This window comes from Kitasatospora sp. NPDC057936 (genome assembly GCF_042887525.1).
GTDB lineage: Bacteria > Actinomycetota > Actinomycetes > Streptomycetales > Streptomycetaceae > Kitasatospora.
The window spans coordinates 76975-96055 of record NZ_JBHVPD010000027.1 but is presented as its reverse complement, the minus strand read 5'-3'; the positions used below and the strand labels follow the sequence as shown (position 1 = coordinate 96055).

At 73.8% G+C, this 19081-nt stretch carries 17 protein-coding genes; 7 read left to right on the top strand and 10 right to left on the bottom strand.

Annotated elements, in window-relative coordinates; translation table 11 throughout:
• Window positions 1-122 precede the first annotated feature (122 nt).
• From ACFVU9_RS17205 to ACFVU9_RS17195, 3 genes are read right to left on the bottom strand one after another with little or no spacing between them, the layout of a single operon-like run.
• Window positions 123-602, bottom strand: a complete 480-nt coding sequence (locus ACFVU9_RS17205; protein WP_387594036.1) for a copper chaperone PCu(A)C — start codon at window positions 600-602, stop codon at window positions 123-125.
• On the bottom strand, window positions 602-2857 hold the full coding sequence (locus tag ACFVU9_RS17200; protein WP_387594034.1) for a heavy metal translocating P-type ATPase: 2256 nt from the start codon (window positions 2855-2857) through the stop codon (window positions 602-604). The genes ACFVU9_RS17205 and ACFVU9_RS17200 overlap by 1 nt, the downstream gene beginning before the upstream one ends.
• Complete coding sequence (locus ACFVU9_RS17195; RefSeq protein WP_380447285.1) at window positions 2854-3015, bottom strand: hypothetical protein; 162 nt, start codon at window positions 3013-3015, stop codon at window positions 2854-2856. The genes ACFVU9_RS17200 and ACFVU9_RS17195 overlap by 4 nt, the downstream gene beginning before the upstream one ends.
• Window positions 3016-3268: 253 nt before the next feature.
• On the opposite strand from ACFVU9_RS17195, the gene ACFVU9_RS17190 reads away from it, so the two are divergent.
• Window positions 3269-3877: a hypothetical protein gene (locus ACFVU9_RS17190; RefSeq protein WP_380494952.1), complete on the top strand. Its 609-nt coding sequence runs from the start codon at window positions 3269-3271 to the stop codon at window positions 3875-3877.
• Window positions 3878-3891: 14 nt separating this feature from the next.
• Here ACFVU9_RS17190 and ACFVU9_RS17185 read toward each other — a convergent pair whose 3' ends face one another.
• A complete protein-coding gene (locus tag ACFVU9_RS17185) occupies window positions 3892-4284 on the bottom strand; it encodes an NTP pyrophosphohydrolase (protein ID WP_387594032.1) in 393 nt (130 codons plus the stop codon).
• A 60-nt stretch (window positions 4285-4344) separates the two neighbouring features.
• On the opposite strand from ACFVU9_RS17185, the gene ACFVU9_RS17180 reads away from it, so the two are divergent.
• Window positions 4345-5142 (top strand): MBL fold metallo-hydrolase, encoded by a 798-nt coding sequence (locus tag ACFVU9_RS17180; protein WP_387594030.1) that lies wholly within the window; start codon window positions 4345-4347, stop codon window positions 5140-5142.
• Between the two features lie 5 nt (window positions 5143-5147).
• Here the strand turns inward: ACFVU9_RS17180 and ACFVU9_RS17175 are convergent, their stop codons facing one another.
• The 3 genes from ACFVU9_RS17175 to ACFVU9_RS17165 are packed head-to-tail and all read right to left on the bottom strand — an operon-like array spanning window position 5148 to window position 7723.
• Window positions 5148-5561 carry a PPOX class F420-dependent oxidoreductase gene (locus ACFVU9_RS17175; RefSeq protein WP_387594028.1) on the bottom strand — a complete coding sequence of 138 codons (414 nt, stop codon included), beginning with the start codon at window positions 5559-5561 and terminating at the stop codon, window positions 5148-5150.
• A 43-nt stretch (window positions 5562-5604) separates the two neighbouring features.
• Window positions 5605-6390: a DUF4239 domain-containing protein gene (locus tag ACFVU9_RS17170; protein WP_387594027.1), complete on the bottom strand. Its 786-nt coding sequence runs from the start codon at window positions 6388-6390 to the stop codon at window positions 5605-5607.
• Window positions 6391-6406: 16 nt separating this feature from the next.
• The gene (locus tag ACFVU9_RS17165) at window positions 6407-7723 is read right to left on the bottom strand and encodes a D-alanyl-D-alanine carboxypeptidase family protein (RefSeq protein ID WP_387594042.1); all 1317 of its coding nucleotides are present in this window, start codon (window positions 7721-7723) and stop codon (window positions 6407-6409) included.
• Between the two features lie 169 nt (window positions 7724-7892).
• On the opposite strand from ACFVU9_RS17165, the gene ACFVU9_RS17160 reads away from it, so the two are divergent.
• On the top strand, window positions 7893-8090 hold the full coding sequence (locus ACFVU9_RS17160; RefSeq protein WP_380446900.1) for a hypothetical protein: 198 nt from the start codon (window positions 7893-7895) through the stop codon (window positions 8088-8090).
• Window positions 8091-8104: 14 nt separating this feature from the next.
• Here the strand turns inward: ACFVU9_RS17160 and ACFVU9_RS17155 are convergent, their stop codons facing one another.
• Complete coding sequence (locus ACFVU9_RS17155; RefSeq protein WP_387594025.1) at window positions 8105-8872, bottom strand: TetR/AcrR family transcriptional regulator; 768 nt, start codon at window positions 8870-8872, stop codon at window positions 8105-8107.
• A gap of 92 nt (window positions 8873-8964) precedes the next feature.
• Between ACFVU9_RS17155 and ACFVU9_RS17150 the strand changes: the two genes are divergently transcribed.
• The 3 genes from ACFVU9_RS17150 (at window position 8965) to ACFVU9_RS17140 (ending at window position 14915) form a co-directional block, all read left to right on the top strand.
• Complete coding sequence (locus ACFVU9_RS17150) at window positions 8965-9816, top strand: siderophore-interacting protein (protein ID WP_387594023.1); 852 nt, start codon at window positions 8965-8967, stop codon at window positions 9814-9816.
• A 544-nt stretch (window positions 9817-10360) separates the two neighbouring features.
• Entirely contained in the window at window positions 10361-13798 is a 3438-nt protein-coding gene (locus ACFVU9_RS17145) for a S8 family serine peptidase (protein ID WP_380446907.1), read from the top strand.
• A 133-nt stretch (window positions 13799-13931) separates the two neighbouring features.
• Complete coding sequence (locus ACFVU9_RS17140; protein WP_380446909.1) at window positions 13932-14915, top strand: alpha/beta fold hydrolase; 984 nt, start codon at window positions 13932-13934, stop codon at window positions 14913-14915.
• Here ACFVU9_RS17140 and ACFVU9_RS17135 read toward each other — a convergent pair.
• The gene (locus ACFVU9_RS17135) at window positions 14912-16342 is read right to left on the bottom strand and encodes a VWA domain-containing protein (RefSeq protein ID WP_380446911.1); all 1431 of its coding nucleotides are present in this window, start codon (window positions 16340-16342) and stop codon (window positions 14912-14914) included. The two genes, ACFVU9_RS17140 and ACFVU9_RS17135, sit on opposite strands and share 4 nt — an antisense overlap.
• Window positions 16339-17211 (bottom strand): AAA family ATPase, encoded by an 873-nt coding sequence (locus ACFVU9_RS17130; RefSeq protein WP_380446914.1) that lies wholly within the window; start codon window positions 17209-17211, stop codon window positions 16339-16341. The genes ACFVU9_RS17135 and ACFVU9_RS17130 overlap by 4 nt, the downstream gene beginning before the upstream one ends.
• Before the next feature lie 586 nt (window positions 17212-17797).
• Between ACFVU9_RS17130 and ACFVU9_RS17125 the strand changes: the two genes are divergently transcribed.
• Window positions 17798-18976, top strand: coding sequence for a trypsin-like serine protease (locus ACFVU9_RS17125; RefSeq protein WP_380446916.1), 1179 nt, complete (start codon window positions 17798-17800; stop codon window positions 18974-18976).
• Window positions 18977-19081 lie beyond the last annotated feature (105 nt).

Here is a 19081-nt window from a genome sequence, read left to right as displayed (position 1 = left end):
TGTTTTTTATACGTCTGGGTGGCCCCCCCCCCCCTGCGGGGGGGGGGGGTGCGCCCCCGGGGGTGCCCCCCCTGGGGCCAGGGGGGGGGGGGGGGGGGCCCGGGGCCCCCCCCCCCCCTCGGTCACGGCCGTGAACCCGGCGGCCGCACCTGGGCCTTGAGCCGGAGCTCCGGGCTGTGCCGGAACGTGAGCGTGAAGTCCACCCACTGGCCCGCCCGCAGCGGTGGCGGCGCGGCCATCATCAGGTCGGAGTCCTCCGGGGACAGCACCAGCTCGCTGCGCGCCGGCACCGGCAGCGCGGTCACGGCCTCCCACCGCCCGGCCGCGCCCTGGTGCAGGTGCCGCTTCAGTGTGATCGGGCCGCCGAACTCCCAACTCGCACCGGTCAGTTCGTCCGGTATGTCGCCGGGGTTGCGGATCGTGAAGAACGCCGTCGTGGCCGGCGCCGCCCCCGCCGTCGGCAGCAGCACCCACCCGTCCCCGGTGGCCTCGACCGGCCGGGGACGCCCGGCGCCGCCGACGGCCGTCCAGCCGCTCAGCAGGACGAGCGCCAGCACCGCCGCCCCGACGGGCGGGCCGACCACCTTGAGCCGCTCGATCATCACCGCCGGGCCCCCTTCCGGGTGTTGCCGCGTCCGGGCTGCCACGTGCGCAGCCGCAGGCTGTTGCCCACCACGAGCAGTGAACTGAGCGACATCGCGACCGCCGCCAGCATCGGGTTCAGCAGCCCGACGGCCGCCAGCGGGATGAGCACGACGTTGTAGCCGAACGCCCACAGCAGGTTTGTCCGGATCGTGCCCAGCGTGCGCCGGGCCAGGCGGACGGCGTCCACCACGGCCTCGATGTCGCCTCGCACCAGCGTGAGCCCGGCCGCGCCGATCGCGGCGTCGCTGCCCGAGGCCAGCGCGACCCCGAGGTCCGCCGAGGCCAGCGCCACCGCGTCGTTGACGCCGTCGCCGACCACCGCCGTCGCCCGCCCGGCGGCCTTCAGCTCGGCCACCACCTCGGCCTTGCGCTCCGGCGACGCCGAGGCGTGCACCCGCTCGATGCCGAGCTCGTCCGCCACCGCCCGGGCCGCGCCGGGGCCGTCGCCGGTGAGCAGGACGGTCTCCAGGCCCATCCCGCGCAGCCGGTGCAGCGCCCGCCAGCTGCCGGAGCGCACGGTGTCGCCGACGGCGAGGACGGCCTCCGCCCGGCCGTCGAGCTCCACGACCACGGCCGTACGGCCCGCCCGGCCGGCCTCGGCGACCGCCTCCGCGAGGACCGGCGGGAGGTCGACGGCGTCCGGACGGACCACCCGCACCGCCCGGGCCTCGACCGTCCCGGCCACCCCGACCCCGGCCGTCGCCCGGAAACCGCTCACCGGCGGCAGTTCCCCGCACCGCTCCCTGGCCGCCGCCGCGACGGCCCGCCCGATCGGGTGCTCCGACCGGTGCTCCACCGCACCGGCCAGCCGCAGCGCCTCGGCCGCCTCCTGGTCGACGTCGCCGACCGTGGTGACCGCCGCGAGCCGCATCCGCCCGGTGGTCAGCGTCCCGGTCTTGTCCAGCACCACGGTGTCGACCCGCCGCAGGCTCTCCAGCACCTCGGGCCCGCGCACCAGCACGCCGAGCTCCGCGCCCCGCCCGGTCGCCGCGAGCAGCGCCGTCGGCGTCGCCAGCCCCAGCGCGCACGGGCAGGCCACCACGAGCACCGCGACCGCCGCCGTCACCGCCGCCTGCGGGGCCGCGCCCGCGCCCAGCCAGAAGCCCAGCACGCTCACCGCGACCGCCAGCACGCACGGCACGAACACCCCGGCCACCGCGTCCGCGAGCCGCTGCGCCCGCGCCTTGCCCGCCTGGGCGTCGGCCACCAGGGCGGTGATCCGGGCGAGCTGGGTGTCCGCGCCGACCGCCGTCGCCCGCACCACGAGGGCGCCGCCGACGTTCACCGTCGCGCCCGCCACCCGGTCCCCGGGGCCGACCTCGACCGGCACGCTCTCGCCGGTCAGCAGGCTCAGGTCGAGCGCCGAACCGCCCTCGACCACCACGCCGTCGGTGGCCACCCGCTCACCCGGCCGCACCACGAACTCCTGCCCCGGAAGCAGCAGTTCGATCGCCACCAGCCGTTCCTCGCCGCCCTCCCGGACGCACACCTCCTTCGCGCCCAGCTCGGCCAGCGCCCGCAGCGCCGAACCACTGCGCCGCCGCACCCGGCCCTCCAGCAGCCGCCCGGCCAGCACGAACAGCGGGACGCCGACGGCCGCCTCCAGGTACACGTGCGCCGCGCCGCCGCCGTCGGCCGTCAGCGAGAACGGCATCCGCATGCCGATGGCACCCGCCCCGCCGAACAGCAGGGCGTACGCCGACCAGCCGAAGGACGCCAGCACCCCGAGGCTCACCAGCGTGTCCATCGTCGCCGCCGCGTGCCGCAGCCCTTGCCACGCCCGCCGGTGGAAGCCCGCCGAACCCCACGTCACCACCGGTATGGCCAGCCCGAAGCACACCCACTGCCAGGCCGGGAACTGCAGCGACGGCACCATCGACAGCACCAGCACGGGCACGGCCAGCAGTGCCGTCACCAGCAGCCGCCACCGCCCGTCCGATTCCTCCTCCGCCGGGCCGACGGCCGCCCCGGCCGCCACCGGCTCGGCCGTGTAGCCGGCCCGTTCGACGGCCGACACGAGCTCCTCGACGGCCACGCCGGCCGGGTGCAGCACCCGCGCCCGGCCGGTGGCCAGGTTCACCCCGGCCGACACGCCCTCGATCCTCGCCAGCCGCTTCTCCACCCGGCCCACGCACGCCGCGCAGGTCATCCCGCCGACCGCCAGGTCGGTGCTCACCAGCGCCCCGGCGCCGGCCCCCGCGACCGCGCTCACCGCATGCCTCCCATGTCGTGCCCGGACATCCCGGGCGAGCCGCCGCCCCCGACCCCGGGCGTCAGCCCCGGCGACACCGGCCCCGCCTGACGGCCCACGGCGTACGCCACCGCGAACACCACCACCAGCAGCAGGGCGAACCCCGCCAGCACACTCAACGGCCGGACTCCCGGCGACTTCGCACTCACCCCCCACCAGTCGGACGGCGAACCGGAGTGGTTCCCGTACGGTTCGAAGTCCGCGGAAATCGCCCGCGACGGCCCGGTCCCGGTGCCGGTGCGGGGGGTGGCGGCCGGCCGGCCCGGGAGCAGCCGCGGGTCCACTCGAACGGGTGTGCAGGTCTCGCCGTCCCGCCGCCGCGCCCCGAAGCATGGGGTGCAGGACACGCCGAGCGAGAAGAGGCAACCTGCCGTGCGCGAACTCCACACCCACCCGGGCCCCCGCCGCCGGACGGCCCCCCGCGTGGTCGCCCTGACCGCGATGCTGGCCGCCGGGGGCGTCCTGGCGGCGGCGTGCAGCAGCTCGTCGACCAACCCGTCGATCGTGCGCACCTCGGGCCCCTCGCCCGCCGAGTCCGCCGCGGCCACCGAGTCCGCCTCGCCCTCGGCGAGCGCTTCGCCGTCCCCCGGGCCCGAGGCCGCCGCCTCGTCGGCCGCGGCGGCGGCCGCCTTCGCCGCGTCCGTCTCCGCCCAGCAGGCGATGGCCCACGACAAGGCCGTCTCCGCCCTCGCCCAGGCCCCCAACGGCGGCAACGCCCTCGGCGCGGTCACGATCACCGGCGTCCCGCTCGCGGACACCGGCGGCCTGCCGGCCGTCGTGGTGACCATCCGCAACAACGGCCTGGACACCGCCTCCTACGCCGTGCAGGTCGACTTCACCGACACCAACGGCATGACGGTCGACAGCACCGTCGTGGGCGCCGAGAACGTCCCGCGCGACGAGTTGGCGTCCCCCGTGGCGTTCAGCAGCCACACCGAGCAGCGACTGGTCCCGGTGGTGGTGAAGGCCGTCCGGTACTGACCGGCCGACCGTCCTCAGGGCCGGACGGACCGGGGCCCGGTGACGTCGGCGCCGAGCGCACCGACCCGGGCCCGCAGCTCGCGGTCGGCGGTGACGACCAGGCAGTCCCGGTCCGGCCGCTCGGCCCTGGCCGCCCGGACCACCTCGACGATCAGGTCGTCGCCGCTCCCCGTGGCGGCGACCACCCGGACCCCGGGCACCTCCGCCACGCCGCGCGCCGCGCCCTCGACCACCAGCACCACGTCCAGCGGCCCGGCCCGCCCGGGCAGACCCCGCCCGGCGACGGCGACCAGCGCGTCGCGCAGCCGCTCGGCCGCCCCGCGCCGGTCCCGCCACCACCCGTCGGGCACCGACCCGACGACGTTCGCACCGTCCACGACCAGCAGCGGCACCGCGTTGTCACCCATGACCGGAAAGCCTGCCACGCCGGGCCCGCCCGCCGGTCGCACCCACGAGGGAAGTGGCCCATGCACACCCGCATCGACGAGATCGGCGACCGCATCTACCGCGTCTCGACGTACGTCCCGGAGATCGCGCCGCCCGCCGGCTTCACGTTCAACCAGTTCCTGGTCGACGCCGAGGAGCCGCTGCTCTTCCACACCGGCATGCGGGCGCTGTTCCCGGCCGTGTCGGAGGCGATCGGCCGCGTCGTGCCGCTGGAACGGCTGCGCTGGGTGACGTTCGGACACGTCGAGGCCGACGAGTGCGGGTCGATGAACGAGTTCCTGGCCGCCGCGCCGAACGCGCGGGTCGCGCACAACACGCTGGGCTGCCTGGTGTCGCTGAACGACCTCGCCGACCGCCCGCCGGTGCCGATGGACGACGGCGAGCCGCTGGACCTCGGCGACGTGCTCGACCTCGGCGGCCGGCGGGTGCGGCGGCGGGTGCGCAACCTCAACACCCCGCACGTGCCGCACGGCTGGGAGGCCCGCGTCCTCTTCGAGGAGCAGACCCGCACCCTCTTCTGCGGGGACCTCTTCACCCACCTCGGCGACGGCCCGCCCGTCACCGACGGGGACCTCGTCGAGGCGGCCCTCGAATCCGAGCGGCTGTTCCGCCAGACGTCCTGCCTGACCGCCGCCGCGACGACGCTGCGCGCCCTCGCCGAACTCCGGCCGCGCACGCTCGCCGTGATGCACGGCTCGTCCTTCCACGGCGACGGCGCCGCCGCGCTGAACGGCCTGGCGGACGCGCTGGAGCAGCGGTTCGGCCCGGAGACCGACTTCGTCGGCCTGCCCAGCGTCCTCGCGGACCCGCACCCGTAGGCGGCTCAGTCGTTCAGGGTGATCCGGATCCCGACCGTGCCGCGCTCGCCGCGCCGGATGCGGCTGCCGAGCAGGGTGAGCACGCCCAGCAGGCCGTACTTCTGGCGCAGCAGCGTGCGGTAGGCGGCGGTCCGCTCGGGGCCGAGGAGTTCGGCGGTGGCGGGGTACTGGTCGCCGGTGGGGCGGCCCTTGACGTCGCAGGGGCCGACGAGGACGTCCGCGCGGTTGCGGATCCGCTTGACCTTCCAGGAGTCCGCGACGGTCCAGACGCCGAGCGCGTCGCCGTCGCGGACCACCCAGACCGGGGTCGGCACGGTGGTGCCGTCCTTCTTGTAGGTGGTGACGAGCAGGTAGCTGCCGGAGGACAGCTCGGCGAGCCGGGCGAGCCGTTCCCGCGAAGCGGGGTCAGGGGTGGTCATGGCCGGAAGTCTAGGACGAGCGGGGCGCCCACCTGCGCCGACGTCACCAGAACTCGGCCAGGGCGCTCTGCTTGAACGGTTCGGGCGACACGCTCACGCCCCCGGCGAACGGCCGGTCCAGCACCGGGACGAGCAGCAGGCTGAAGCCGATCAGCGCGGCGACCGAGCCGACGAACAGCAGCCTGGTCCGCCGGCTGCGGATGCCGTACAGCAACGTCAGCAGCATGATGACCACCGCGCCGCCGAGGATCAGCACCTGGAGCAGCGCCGGCAGTTCGTCGCGGCTGGCGAAGATCCGGGCGCGGCGCTGGCCGACCGCGTCGTTCAGGCTGTCCAGGGCCTCGGTGTAGAAGGCCTGCTGGGACTGGGTCTGCGGCTCGTAGGAGCGCAGCGCCGTGTACAAGTCGTCCACCTTGGCGGACGTCGCCGCGAAGTCGCCGTGCCCGGCGTTCATGAGCGGCCACTGCTGCTCGACGACGGCGTGCACGTAGTCCCGGACGGCGCCGTCGACGGTGGCCTGGGCGTCCGGCGGGAAGGCGCGGGCGTCACGGACGATCTGGGAGATCGACGTGGCCTCGGTGGCGACCACCTTCTGGGTGTCCTGGAACTGGGTCCACAGATTGACGATGACGAAGGCCAGGATGATCCCGTAGATCGCGCCGAACAGGGAGAGCACGACGCCGACCATGTCGTTGTTCTCGCCCTCCACGAGCCGGGGGAACCGGCGGGTGGCGAGCGTGCTGGCGGCGATGGCCAGCAGGACGGAGCCGCCGACCACCAGGAGGGTCAGCGTGACGGTCGAGAAGCTGTTGAGCAGCCAGAGTTCCATGGAGCCCCCCCCGGGCTCAGCGGCGGGGGCGGGCGCTGTGGACGAGGGCGCGGGCGCGGCGGGCCAGACGGCGGCGGCCGGTGCCGGTGGAGCCCCGGGTGCCGGTGCAACCGCCGACGGCGGGGGAGTCGTGGGTGCTCGGGGTGGGCGGGCCCGCCGGTGTGGCCGTGGCGACCGCGCCGCGGCGGCGTGCGGCCGTGCGGCCCGCCGCCCACAGGACGAGGGCCGCGCCGAGGGCGGCGGCCGTCCACGCGGCGGGGCCGAGGCCGTGCCCCTCGTCCTGGGCGGCCTGCGGCTCGGCCCCGGCGGCGGGGGCGGTGCCCGCCGGGGTGCCGGGTGCGCCCGGGGCGCCCGGTGCGGTCACCGGCGCGGTGTCGTCGACGAGCCGGCCGACGGGCTGCACCTTGCCGGCGGCCGCGAAGCCCCAGTCGAGCAGGCTGGCCGCCTCGTCGTACACCTTGCCCTGGGCCTCGGGGTGCATGACCGTCACGAGGAGGGTCCGGCCGCCGCGCTCGGCGGCGCCGGTGAAGGTGGCGCCCGCGTTGGTGGTGTAGCCGTTCTTGACGCCGATCAGGCCCGGGTACTTGCCCAGCAGCCGGTCGGTGTTGGCGATGTCGAAGCTGGTGCGCTGCCCGGTGAGCTTGTCCAGCCCGCCGGGGAAGTGGGCGGTGCGGGTCGAACAGTAGGAGCGGAAGTCGGCGATGCGCAGCCCGGCGCGCGCGAACAGGGTGAGGTCGTAGGCGGAGGAGACCTGTCCGTCCATGTCGTAGCCGTCGGGCGAGACGACCTTGGTGTCGCGGGCCTGGAGGGTGTTGGCGCGGGCCTGCATCTCGGCGACGGTCTGCGCGATGCCGCCGTTCATGTGGGCGAGCACGTGGACGGCGTCGTTGCCGGAGCTGAGGAAGACGCCCCGCCAGAGGTCCTCGACGCGGTAGGGCAGGTTCTCCTTGACGCCGACGAGGCTGCTCCCGGCGCCGAGGTTGGCCAGCTCGGCCTGGGTCACCTGGTGGACGTCGGCGCGGTCGAACTTCGTCATGACGGTGTCCGCGAACAGCATCTTCAGCGTGCTGGCCGGGGGCAGCGGCAGGTGGGCGTTCTGGGCGGCGAGCACCTCGCCCGTGCCGGCGTCGGCGACCACCCAGGAGCGCCCGCTGAGCGCGGTGGGGAGCGCGGGGGCGCCGGCGAGCGGGGCGACCTGGACGGCGGGGCGGCCGAGCCGCTCGCCGCCGACGACGGAGGTGGAGTCCTGTCCGGCCGCCGCCGGGGCGGTCGCGACGAGCACGAGGACGGACACGGCGGAGGCCGCGGCCAGCCTGCCCGCATGCGGTGACATCTGCTGCACACCGCGAACGTACCCGCGCCGCCGCCGGGCCGCCGTGCCTGCTGCTCCGTCCGGTGCCCGGGCTACGCGCCGTCCCCGCCCGGTTCGCCGCCACTTTGGTCGGTCGAGGTCGCGCCGAAAGTCGGATTACCGGGAGGAGCCGTGTTCCTAGGCTTCCGGTATGAAGACCCTGCTCGGCTACCTCGGCTTCGTCCTGATCCTCGGCGGTGCGACCGGCCTGCTCTCCGACCACCTCGGGGGCTTCCGGCTGTTCGGCTTCGTGCGCTTCCTCGTCCCGGCCGGGCACGAGACGGTCGGGTACGCGGTGCTGCTGGCGCTGGGCGTGCTGCTGGCGATCCCGGCGGCCCGGCGGGACTGAGCGGGGGAGGACGGTCAGGCGGACGGCGCCGCGATCCCGTCGAGGAGCACGGCGAGGCCGCTGCGGAAGCCCTCGCGGTCGCGCGCCTGCGGATCCGGTTCGCCGCCGCTCTCCAGGGCGGTCAGGAGCGGGAAGCGCTCCGCGAAGTCGGGCGCGAGTTCGGCGAGTTGGGCCGAGCGGGCGGTCCACCAGTCCGCGTCGGCCACGCCGGTCGCGGCGGCCGCGTCGCGGGCCTCGGCGGCCACGCCGGCCATCCCGCGGACGAACTGCCACAGCGCGCCGACGGCCCCGCGCAGCCGCCGGGCCGGCAGTCCGGCCGGCCGCAGGGCGCGCAACAGGGCCTCCATGGCGGCGAGTTCGGCCGGGCCCAGGACCGGGCGGGCCTGCGAGACCTGGAGCATCCATGGGTGGCGCAGGTAGCAGGCGTGCAGCGCCTCGGCCCAGGCGGTGACGGCGGCCCGCCAGTCCCCGGAGCCGTCGGATTCCGCCGGCATTTCGGCGAGCGCCCGGTCGTGCATCAGGTCCAGCAGTTCGGCCTTTCCCGGGACGTACGTGTAGAGCGCCATCGCGGTGCGGCCGAGCCGTTCGCCGACGGCCCGCATCGAGAGCGCGGCCATGCCCTCGGAATCGGCCACGGCGATTCCCGCCGACACGATCGCGTCCACGCTCAGGCCGGGCTTGGGGCCGCTGCGCCCGGTGCGCGGGGCGGGTTCGGCGCCGGGGGCGCGCCACAGCAGGGACAGGGAGCGGCGGGCGTCGCCCTGCCCGGCGTACACGACCATTCCAGGAACTCCTTATGGTGTAAAGTAACCGCGTCACAGCAACTCTTTATGTCGTAAGGTTACCAATCCGCGAGATTGGAAGGAGTTCCGCGTTGACCCTGCCCGTCACCTTCGTCGAGGTCGCCGCCGTCCGCCGGATCACGCCGCGCACCGCCCGGGTCACGTTCGAGGCCGCCGCCCTCGACGACACCGTCGGCGGCGCGCCCGACCAGCAGGTGAAGCTCTGCTTCCCCCGCCCCGGCCAGGCCGAGCCGGTCCTTCCCGCCCAGGGCGACGACCCCATGGGCTGGTACCAGGCCTACCTGGCCATTCCCGAGGCCGAGCGCCCGCTGATGCGCAGCTTCACCGTCCGCCGCCGCGTCCCCGGCACCCGGCGGATCGAGATCGACTTCGTCCTGCACGGCGACACCGGGCCCGCGTCCGCGTGGGCGCTGCGCGCCGAACCCGGCGACCGGCTCGGCATGGTCGGCCCGTCCGAGCTGTACGCCCGGCAGGTCCCGCTCGCGGAGGCCGCCGCCACCGCCGACTGGATCCTCTTCGCCGGCGACGAGTCCGCACTGCCGGCGATCGCCACGCTGGTCGGGGCGCTGCTGGCCGGCGTCCGGGCGCTCGCGTTCGTCGAGGTCGCGGACGAGTCGGAGCGACAGCCGCTGGACGGGCCGGCCGATCTGACCGTCCGCTGGCTGTACCGCGGCGGCGCCCGCCCGGGCGTCGTGCTGACCGAGGCGGTCCGGGCCGCCGAGCTGCCGGCGGGCACCCCGTTCGCGTGGCTGGCCGGCGAGGCGGACGCCGTCCGGGCGCTGCGCCGGTACCTGGTGGGGGAGTGCGGGGTGCCAAAGATATTTGTCGATTTCTCGGGTTATTGGCGCTACCGGCTCACCCAGGACGACGCGCCGACGGCCGGGGACCTGGCCGACGCTCAGGAAAAACTCACGATGTCCTGATTGCATCCGGTCGGGGTTCGTTTGTCCGGGCGTTCGCCGACGAACGCCCGGACCTCCCCGAACCCGGCGCGGGTGCCCATCCGTATCCCTGGCCGGAACGGCCCCTGTTTGGCCCGGTGCTGACAGGGAAGAGAGACAACCGGTCAGTAGCGCACCCGGGGCGCGGTCCGTTTTCGCCCGGTACCAGGTGGCGGTTGTTCGCCAGTGTCCGATGTTCGCCAGTGGGGTGAACGGGGATGATCAGGCACTGCTTCGCAGGTGAGAGCAGGGTAAAGGTCTGCGATGGCCGGATTTCCGTCCTGCATTTTACTAACCGATGGTCATTTTTACTTTTCGATGGGGAAATCCCCCCTTGTCGTGGTCGTGCCGGATGCGCTGGAATGCGTCCGCTGTCGGGACGCGCGGTCCGGAGCAACCACGCGGCCGACCAGGATCCGCGTAGGCTGGACCGTGCAACCTGACGTCTCATCAGACGAAAGGATGTCCATTGATCGGCTGGCGGAAATCCCAGCTAGCAGCCGCCGTCACGGTCACTGCCGCGTCCATGGTCCTCGGTTTCGGGACCACGGCGTTCGGCGCTCCGATCCCCGACACCACCAGCGCCCCCCAGGCGTCGGCGGACGGGGCCCCGGTGCCGGTGATCGTGATCCTCAAGGACCAGATAGCGGACGCCCCGGCCGACAACGGCCACGTGGGCGCACGCCAGCAGAAGACCGAGCACGCCCAGGCTCCGCTGCTGAACAAGGTCAAGGCCAACGGCGGCACGAACGTCAAGAGCTTCGTGCTCGGCAACGCCTTCTCGGCCACGGTCAGCCCGGCCCTGAAGGCGCAGCTCCAGGCCGACCCGGCCGTCGCCACCGTGGTGGCCGACGCCCCGGTCGCCGTCACCCCGGCCGTCGCCGCCAAGGCGAAGGCCGCCCAGGCCGCCGAGAGCGCGAAGGCGTCGACGGCCGCCGCGACCCCGAACGCCGTTACGGGCAGCAACGGCGCCCAGGCTCCCGAGGAGAACGCGACCAACACGGTCTGCCCCTCCGACCCGAGCAAGCCGCTGCTGGAGCCCGAGGGCCTCTACTCGACCCGCGTGGCCACCGGCAACGGCAAGGCCGGCGCGGCCGACCTGGCCACCGGCAAGGGCGTCAAGGTCGCCTACATCGCGGACGGCCTCGACCCCAACAACCCGGACTTCGTCCGGGCCGACGGCTCGCACGCCGTCGTCGACTACCAGGACTTCTCGGGCTCCGGCTGGGACTCCCCCACCGGTGGCGCGGAAGCCTTCGGCGACGCCTCGGCGGTCATCGCCCAGGGCCGCCAGGTCTACGACGTCGCGAACTTCGTGAACCAGACGGCGCACCCGCTGCCGGCCGGCTGCACCATCCGCGTCAAGGGCATCGCCCCGGACGCGGACCTCGTCGCCCTCAAGGCGGGTGGCGAGATGATGTCCAACTCGTCGATCCTGCAGGCGATCGACTACGCGGTGCGGGTCCAGCACGTCGACGTGCTGAACGAGTCCTTCGGCGGCAACCCGACGCCGGACTCCAGCGCCCACGACACCATCTCGCTCTTCAACGACGAGGCCGTCAAGGCCGGTGTCACGGTCTCCGTCTCCTCCGGCGACGCCGGCCTGAGCGGCACCGTCGGCTCCCCGGCCACCGACCCGAACGTCATCGCGGTCGGCGCCTCGACGGACAACCAGAACTACCAGCAGACCGGTTACGCGGGTGCCGGGTTCTCCAACAAGACCTGGAGCAACAACCGCATCTCCGCGCTGTCCTCGGGCGGCTTCACCCAGGCCGGCCGTTCGGTCGACCTGGTCGCCCCGGGTGAGTCGGACTGGGCCCTGTGCTCGACCGACGTCACCAAGTTCACCGACTGCGGCGGCTTCGGCGGCAAGGCCGCGGGCATCCAGTCCTTCGGTGGCACCTCGCAGGCCGCGCCGTTCGTGACCGGCGCCGCGGCCCTGGTCATCCAGGCCTACCGCGACACCCACGGCGGCGACTCGCCGTCCCCGGCCCTGGTGAAGAAGTTCATCACCGGCACCGCCACCGACCTCGGCGTCCCGGCCGAGGAGCAGGGCGCGGGTCTGCTGAACGTCCGCGGCGCCGTCGAGGCCGCCCGCGGCTACGACGACGGTGACGGCACGCCCGGCAGCAGCCAGGTCGTCGTGAACACCGGTCAGCTCGACATCGCCGGCGCCCCGGGCTCGACCCACACCGCCGACGTGAGCGTCACCAACACCAGTGACACCACCCAGACGGTCAGCGCCGCCACCCGCAGCTTCGCGCTGATGGGCAACAGCCAGCAGACCGTCAAGATGGACTCGGCCTCCACCGACACCTTCAAGTACGCCACCAACGGCGCCACCTGGGTGAAGCAGCAGGTCAAGATCACCGTTCCGGCCGGCGCCGACCGCCTCGCGGCGTCGATCGCCTGGCAGGGCGCGGCCAACCCGACCGTCAACGGTCCGGTCGTCCGCATGACGCTGCTCGACCCGAGCGGCCGCTTCGAGACCAACACCCGCCCGCAGGGCGGTGCCACCCCGGCCAACTTCGGCCTGGTGGACGTCCCGCACCCGGTCGCCGGCGACTGGACCGCGGTCCTCTACACCCCGCAGGGCAAGGGCGGCTACACCGGCCCGGTCCAGCTCGGCGCCACCTTCCAGCGCGCGGAGCCGGCCGGTACCGTGGGCCCGAACGTCGTCGACATCGAGCCGGGTGACACCAAGACCCTCAAGGTCCAGGTCACCACCCCGGCCACCAGCGGCGACTCCAGCGAGGCGGTCACCGTCTCCAGCTCCAACGGCCAGACCACCAGCGTCCCGGTCATCCTGCGCAGCCTCGTGCCGGTCACCAACGGCGACGGCGCCTTCTCCGGCACCATCACCGGCGGCAACGGCCGCAGCGGCTCGCCCACGCAGAGCTTCTCCTACGCGTTCGACGTCCCGAAGGGTCAGAAGGACCTTCGGGTCGGCGTCACCGTCAAGGACTCCAAGCTCCTCATGCAGGGCGCGCTCATCAGCCCGAACGGCACCCCGGTCGACATCGAGGGCAACGCCCTCCTCGACGCCCAGGGCAACCTGACCGGCACCGGCGCGGGCGTCTCGGCCACCGCGGTCAACCCGGCCGAGGGCCGCTGGCGCTTCGTGTTCAACGTGATCGGCTCGGTCAGCGGTCAGCAGCTCGGCCAGGACTTCGCGGGCACCATCGGCTTCAACAAGAACGTGGCCACCGCCGCGGGCCTGCCGACCGACGCGAAGACCAAGCTCGCCGCCAACAAGCCGGTGACCTTCCAGGTCAACTACACCAACAACACGGTGGCGACCCAGCAGATCGCGGCCGACGGTCGTCTCGACCGCCGCACCGACGTGAACCTGGTGCCGCAGGGCGCCTCGTCCGCCGTCACCCTGCCGCTGTCGCTGACCTCCTCGGTCCCGTCGTTCCTGGTTCCGCCGGGCACCGACCAGCTGAAGGGCGTGGCCGCGTCCACGACCCCGGCCCAGCTGGAGCTCAGCGCCACCACCGCCTCGCCGGACCTGTTCGGCGACCTGAAGAAGGCCCAGAACGGCTCGACCATCTCGGTCGTGACGTCCAACGGGACCGCTTCCCAGCCGGTCGTTCCCGGCCTGTGGGGCACCTTCCTCCAGCAGATCGGCCCGTTCTCCAACGCGGGCGCCCCGGCCGGTTCGGCCACCATCACCGCGACCGCCCACACCCTGGCGTTCGACCCGGCGCTGACCTCCAGCACCGGTGACATCTACGCCGCGTCGGTCAACGCCACGGCCCCGGCCGCCACCCCGGTGACCGTCGCCCCCGGCGCCACCGGCTCGCTGCAGGTGACCATCACCCCGACCGGCGCGAAGGGCAGCACCGTCCACGGTGTCCTGTACCTGGTGTCCGGCCCGACCGGTGTGGCCACCGCCAACAACAGCGTGAGCACCACCGGTGCGGTGCTGGCGGCCCTGCCGTACAGCTACACGGTGAACTGACCCACCGCGCACCACGTGCCGAGGCCGTCCCGGATTCCCGGGGCGGCCTCGGCCGCGTTTCCGGCCGGTACCGCTGGGCAGGGTCCGAACGAATGGCCGCAACGGATTCCGATGTCGAACAGGGGAGCGGGAGTTGAGCGACGCGATCAAGCACAGCCACGTCGAGGTGAACGGTGTGCGGCTGCACATCGCCGAGCAGGGCGAGGGCCCGCTGGTGCTGCTGCTGCACGGGTTCCCGGAGAGCTGGTACTCCTGGCGGCACCAGTTCGCGCCGCTCGCCGCCGCCGGCTACCGGGTGGTCGCCCCCGACCAGCGCGGCTACGCGCGCAGTGAGCAGCCCGAGCGCATCGACGCGTACACCCTGCTGCACCTCGTCGGCGACGCGACGGCGCTGATCGGCGCGCTCGGCGCCGAGCAGGCCGTGGTGGTCGGCCACGACTGGGGCGCGCCGGTGGCGTGGGCCACGGCGGCGCTGCGGCCCGACCTCGTGCGCGGTGTCGCCGGGCTCAGCGTGCCGCCGCTGCCGAGCGGACCGCGCCCGCTCGCGGAGTCGCGCGCGCAGTTCGGCGACGGCTTCTACCAGAACTACTTCCAGGAGCCCGGCCGCGCCGACGCCGAGCTCGCGGCCGACCCGGCGTCCACCTTCCGCCGCGTCTACGCCGGCTCCGGGCCCGGCGCCGAGCCGGCCGTGTGGGTCGTCCCCGAAGGGCAGAAGCTGCTGGACACCGTCCCGGAGCCGGAGCGGCTGCCGGCCTGGATCACCGAGTCGGACATCGAGGCCTACGTGGCCGACTACGCGACCCACGGGGAGCGGGCGTTCACCGGCGGCCTCAACTGGTACCGCAACATCGACCGGAACAACGAGCTGATGGCGGCGTTCGCCGGCCGCCCGGTCCAGGCGCCCGCGCTGTTCGTGGTCGGCGAGCGGGACCTCGTCAACGCGATGGTCCCCCGGGACGTCCTGGAGCTCCTGCTGACCACCTTCACGCCCCGCCTCCACAAGCACGTCCGCCTGCCGGACACCGGCCACTGGACGCAGCAGGAGCGGCCGGCGGAGGTCACGGCGGCGCTTCTGGACTTCCTCGCGCACGTGGAGAACGGAGCTTCGGAGGGTTAGACGGGTAGCAGCCGGGCGATCAGTTCGCCCAGCCGGCGGGCGTTGCGGCAGGAGTGCATCTCCACGACGCCCGCGTAGGCGAGCGCGGCGGAGTCGCCGGTCGGCCAGAGCGCGGGCTGTTCGGGATTGAGCCAGATGACCTGCCGCGCCCGGCCGGCGATCCGGCGCAGCGCGTCCAGGTTCGGGTCGCGGTGGTTGGTGCGGGCGTCGCCGAGGACCAGCACGCAGGTGCGCGGGCCGACCGCGTCCAGGTGCCGCTCGGCGAACCCGCCCAGTGCGGAGCCGTAGTCGCTGCTGCCGTGGTGGCCCATGACCCGGGCGTCGGTGAGGATCCGCGCGGCCAGCCGGGCCGGGTCGGTGCCGCCGCGCGCGAGCAGGTCGGTCACCTCGGCGGTGCGGTTCACGAACGCGAACACCCGGACCTTGCCGAACTGCTCGCTCATCGCCTGCACCAGCAGCATGGTGAAGTCGGCGAAGCCGGCCACCGAGCCGGACACGTCGCACAGCAGCACCAGCTCCGGCCGGGCCGGTCGGCGCAGCCGGTACGCCGGGCGCAGCGGCACCCCGCCGGTGGACAGCGAGCGGCGCAGGGTGCGGCGCAGGTCGATCTGCCCGCGCGCGGCGCGGCGGCGCCGGGCGGCCAGCCGGGTGGCCAGCTTGCGGGCCAACGGGTGGACGGTGCGCCGGAGTTCGGCGAGCTGGTCGCGGCCGGCGGCGAGGAAGTCGATCCGGTCGGCGGTCGGGGCGACGGCCCGTTCGGCGATCCGCTCGGCGCCGCGCAGCTCGGCGACGCGGCGGCGGGCCTCACCGGCGGCGAGGGCACGGAAGTCCCGGATGCGGCGGCGGATCTCGTCGGCGAGGACGAGGTCGGAGACGTCGTGGGACGGGGCGCCGTTCGGCTCGCGCAGGGCGGCGAGGACGCGGGCGAGCAGTGTCTCGGGGGCGAGCCGGCCGAGCGCCTGGTGGGCCGACCAGCCGTCCGAGCCGGGGGTCGAGCCGGTGCCGTAGCGGCCGAAGGCCTCGACGGCCTCGCCCGCGAGCGCGACGAGGGCGGCCCGGTCGTCGGCCGCGAGCGCGGCGGCGATGCGCTCGCGCAGCTCGTCCCGGACGGGGTCGGGGCGGCCGAAACGCGGTGCGTCGTCCTGCGGTTCGACGTGGCGCGCGGCCTCCGGGGTGCCGACGCCGAGTGGGAAGAACAGGTCGAACGTGGCGTCGAAGACGGCCCGTTGGCCGTCCGAGCGCAGCAGTGCGGCGGCCAGTCCGGCCCGCATCTGCTCGCGGTCGGCGAAGCCCAGGACGTCGAGCACGGCCGCCGCGTCCACCGTCTCGGCCGGGCCGATCCGCAGGCCGTGCCCGCGCAGGGCGCGGACCAGGCCGGTGAGGCGGGCAGCGGTGTCCTGCGGACCCGGGGGGTGCTGGGCGCTCATACGGCGGTGAGCTTCTCGGCGGCCTTCCGCACGTCGTCCTGGTGCTTGAGGATCACCCCGAGGGTGTCCCGGACCACCGCTTCGTCCAGCGTGTCGGCACCGAGGGCGAGCAGCGTGCGCGCCCAGTCGATCGTCTCCGCGACGGACGGTGCCTTGCGCAGCTCCATCGCGCGCAGCGCGCCGACCACCCGCACGAGCGACGCGGCGAGCGTCTCGTCCAGGCCCGGCACCTTGGCGCGAACGATCCGGCGCTCCAACTCGGCGTCCGGGTAGTCGAGGTGGAGGAAGAGGCAGCGCCGGCGCAGTGCCTCCGACAGCTCGCGGGTGGCGTTGGAGGTGAGCAGCACGAAGGGCCGGCGGGTCGCCGTGATGGTGCCGAGCTCGGGCACCGTCACCTGGAAGTCGCTGAGCACCTCCAGCAGCAGCGCCTCGACCTCGACGTCGGCCTTGTCCATCTCGTCGACCAGCAGCACCGTCGGCTCGGCACCGCGGATCGCCGTCAGCAGGGGCCGGGTGAGCAGGAACTCCTCGCCGAAGATGTCGGTGCGCGCCTCGTCCCAGCCCTCGTCGCGTCCGGCGGTGATCCGCAGCAGCTGCTTGGCGTGGTTCCACTCGTAGAGGGCGCGGGACTCGTCGATGCCTTCATAACACTGCAGCCGAACCAGTCGGGCACGACCGATTTCGGCCACCGCCTTCGCCAGTTCCGTCTTCCCCACCCCGGCCGGCCCCTCGACGAGCAGCGGCTTGCCGAGCCGGTCGGCGAGGAACACCGTCGTCGCCACCGCCGTGGACGCGAGGTACCCGACACCGGCCAACTGCGCTGCGGCGTCCGCCACCGACGTGAAGAACCCCGTCCCGTCGCTGTTCATTCCCGCTCCGCCTCCACTCGCGCCGACCGTCCGCCAGCACCCTACCGGCCGGTCACTTCGCTGTCGCGGGGTCGACTGGGGAGGTGTACGAACCGGGCGAGGCGGACGAATCCCTCCTTTGCCATCAGTTGGCTTGATCTATTGCGTGTTTATGTCGTCCAAGGCCGAATCACGTCGCGAATCAGCCAGTTGGCATGCGATCAAGACGAACTCTCCCCGCCCCTTCTTTCGGGCAATTTCGGCACTAGGCTTCCTCCGGGCATCGGGGCAACGGCCCTGGTGACAGCCGTTTCTGACGGACCAGGGGACACAGGGGAAGGGGGGACAATGGGCAACTCGTCCATGCGCGCCGCGCCGGTTCGTGCGCGATTGCGTGACCGGATCCTGTCCAGAGGCTCGACCGGGCCCGGGCCGAGGAAGCCCCCCGCGATCCTGAAGATGCCGAGCCCCAGCGGTCAGGGCGTGCGTGAGCTCCAGGACCCGCAGCACCGCCAGTTCACGCTGCCGGAGATCCGCGCCTCCAAGTGACGACCTGGAGCGGCCTGGGGCCGCCGGGTCCACAACAATCCGAATGAGGAGTTCCATAGTGTTTCGCTCACGTCCGCGCGCCGCGTGGATGACGGGGATGCTGGCCTCGGCCGCCGTGGTCGGCAGCCTGGTGAGTGCGGGTACGGCGAGTGCGGTGGTGGGGGACGGCGTGCCGAACGGCACGTACGCGTTCACCACCAAGCTGGACATCGGCAACGGCCAGCGCGCCTGCACCGGTTCGCTCGTGGACTCGTACTGGGTGCTGACGGCGAGCAGCTGTTTCGCCGACAACCCGGCGCAGCCGCAGGCGCTGCAGGCCGGTGCGCCGAAGCTGAAGACGGTCGCGACGGTCGGGCGCACCGACCTGACGACCGGTGGCGGGTTCACCTCCGAGGTGACCGAGCTGGTGCCGCGCGCCGACCGTGACCTGGTGCTGGTGAAGCTCGCGCAGCCGGCCCAGGGCATCCCGACCGTCGCGGTGGGCGCCGCGCCCACCGCCGGTGAGACGCTGACGGTGGCCGGGTACGGGCGCACCAAGGACGAGTGGGTGCCCAACACCCTGCACAGCGCCTCGTTCACCGTGCAGTCCTCGACCGCCACCACCGTCGCCGTCACCGGCAAGACGCCCGGCAAGGACGCGATCTGCAAGGGCGACACCGGCGGCCCGGCGCTGCGCGCCAAGGCCGGCGGCGGCGTCGAGCTGGCGGGCGTCAACAGCCTCTCCTGGCAGGGCGGTTGCCTCGGCTCCGGTGCGGAGACCCGCACCGGCGCGGTGGAGACCCGGGTGGACGACCTGGCGGGCTGGGTGTTCGACACCCGCCTGCACACGGCCACGCTGAAGAACAACTACAGCGGCCTGTGCGCCTACGTGCCGTGGCAGACGCCGGAGGACCACGCCAACCTCGTCCAGGTCGGCTGCGCCAACCAGTTCGTCGACCAGGTCTGGAACCTCCAGAAGGTCGACGGCGGCTACCAGCTGCGCAACCTCAAGTCCGACAAGTGCGCCTACGTGCCGTGGCAGACGCCGGACAACGGCGCCGAGGTCCAGCAGATCTTCTGCGACTCGCAGTTCGTCGACCAGGTGTGGAAGCTGGAGCCGGTGACCGGTGGCTACCAGCTGCGCAACGTCAAGAGCAACAAGTGCATGATCGGCTGGTCGGGCTCGGCGGCCGTCGGCCAGAAGCTGACCCAGTTCGACTGCATCCCGCAGTACTCGGACCAGGTCTGGTCGATCTGACGCAGCACCACACGGGAGCGGCGGGGGGGGGCCCCGGGGGGGGGGGGCCGGCGGCGGGGGGGGGGGGGGGGGGGTGTTGGGGTTAGAAGGGGGGGCCCCCCCCCC

What these genes read in the sequence shown, in the direction of transcription:
- ACFVU9_RS17180 (WP_387594030.1), top strand. Translation starts at nt 4,345, where the DNA reads ATGCACACCCGCATCGACGAGATCGGCGACCGCATCTACCGCGTCTCG.
- ACFVU9_RS17170 (WP_387594027.1), bottom strand. Translation starts at nt 6,390, where the DNA reads ATGGAACTCTGGCTGCTCAACAGCTTCTCGACCGTCACGCTGACCCTC.
- ACFVU9_RS17135 (WP_380446911.1), bottom strand. Translation starts at nt 16,342, where the DNA reads ATGAGCGCCCAGCACCCCCCGGGTCCGCAGGACACCGCTGCCCGCCTC.
- ACFVU9_RS17205 (WP_387594036.1), bottom strand. Translation starts at nt 602, where the DNA reads ATGATCGAGCGGCTCAAGGTGGTCGGCCCGCCCGTCGGGGCGGCGGTG.
- ACFVU9_RS17160 (WP_380446900.1), top strand. Translation starts at nt 7,893, where the DNA reads ATGAAGACCCTGCTCGGCTACCTCGGCTTCGTCCTGATCCTCGGCGGT.
- ACFVU9_RS17185 (WP_387594032.1), bottom strand. Translation starts at nt 4,284, where the DNA reads ATGGGTGACAACGCGGTGCCGCTGCTGGTCGTGGACGGTGCGAACGTC.
- ACFVU9_RS17145 (WP_380446907.1), top strand. Translation starts at nt 10,361, where the DNA reads ATGGTCCTCGGTTTCGGGACCACGGCGTTCGGCGCTCCGATCCCCGAC.
- ACFVU9_RS17165 (WP_387594042.1), bottom strand. Translation starts at nt 7,723, where the DNA reads ATGTCACCGCATGCGGGCAGGCTGGCCGCGGCCTCCGCCGTGTCCGTC.
- ACFVU9_RS17155 (WP_387594025.1), bottom strand. Translation starts at nt 8,872, where the DNA reads ATGGTCGTGTACGCCGGGCAGGGCGACGCCCGCCGCTCCCTGTCCCTG.
- ACFVU9_RS17175 (WP_387594028.1), bottom strand. Translation starts at nt 5,561, where the DNA reads ATGACCACCCCTGACCCCGCTTCGCGGGAACGGCTCGCCCGGCTCGCC.
- ACFVU9_RS17130 (WP_380446914.1), bottom strand. Translation starts at nt 17,211, where the DNA reads ATGAACAGCGACGGGACGGGGTTCTTCACGTCGGTGGCGGACGCCGCA.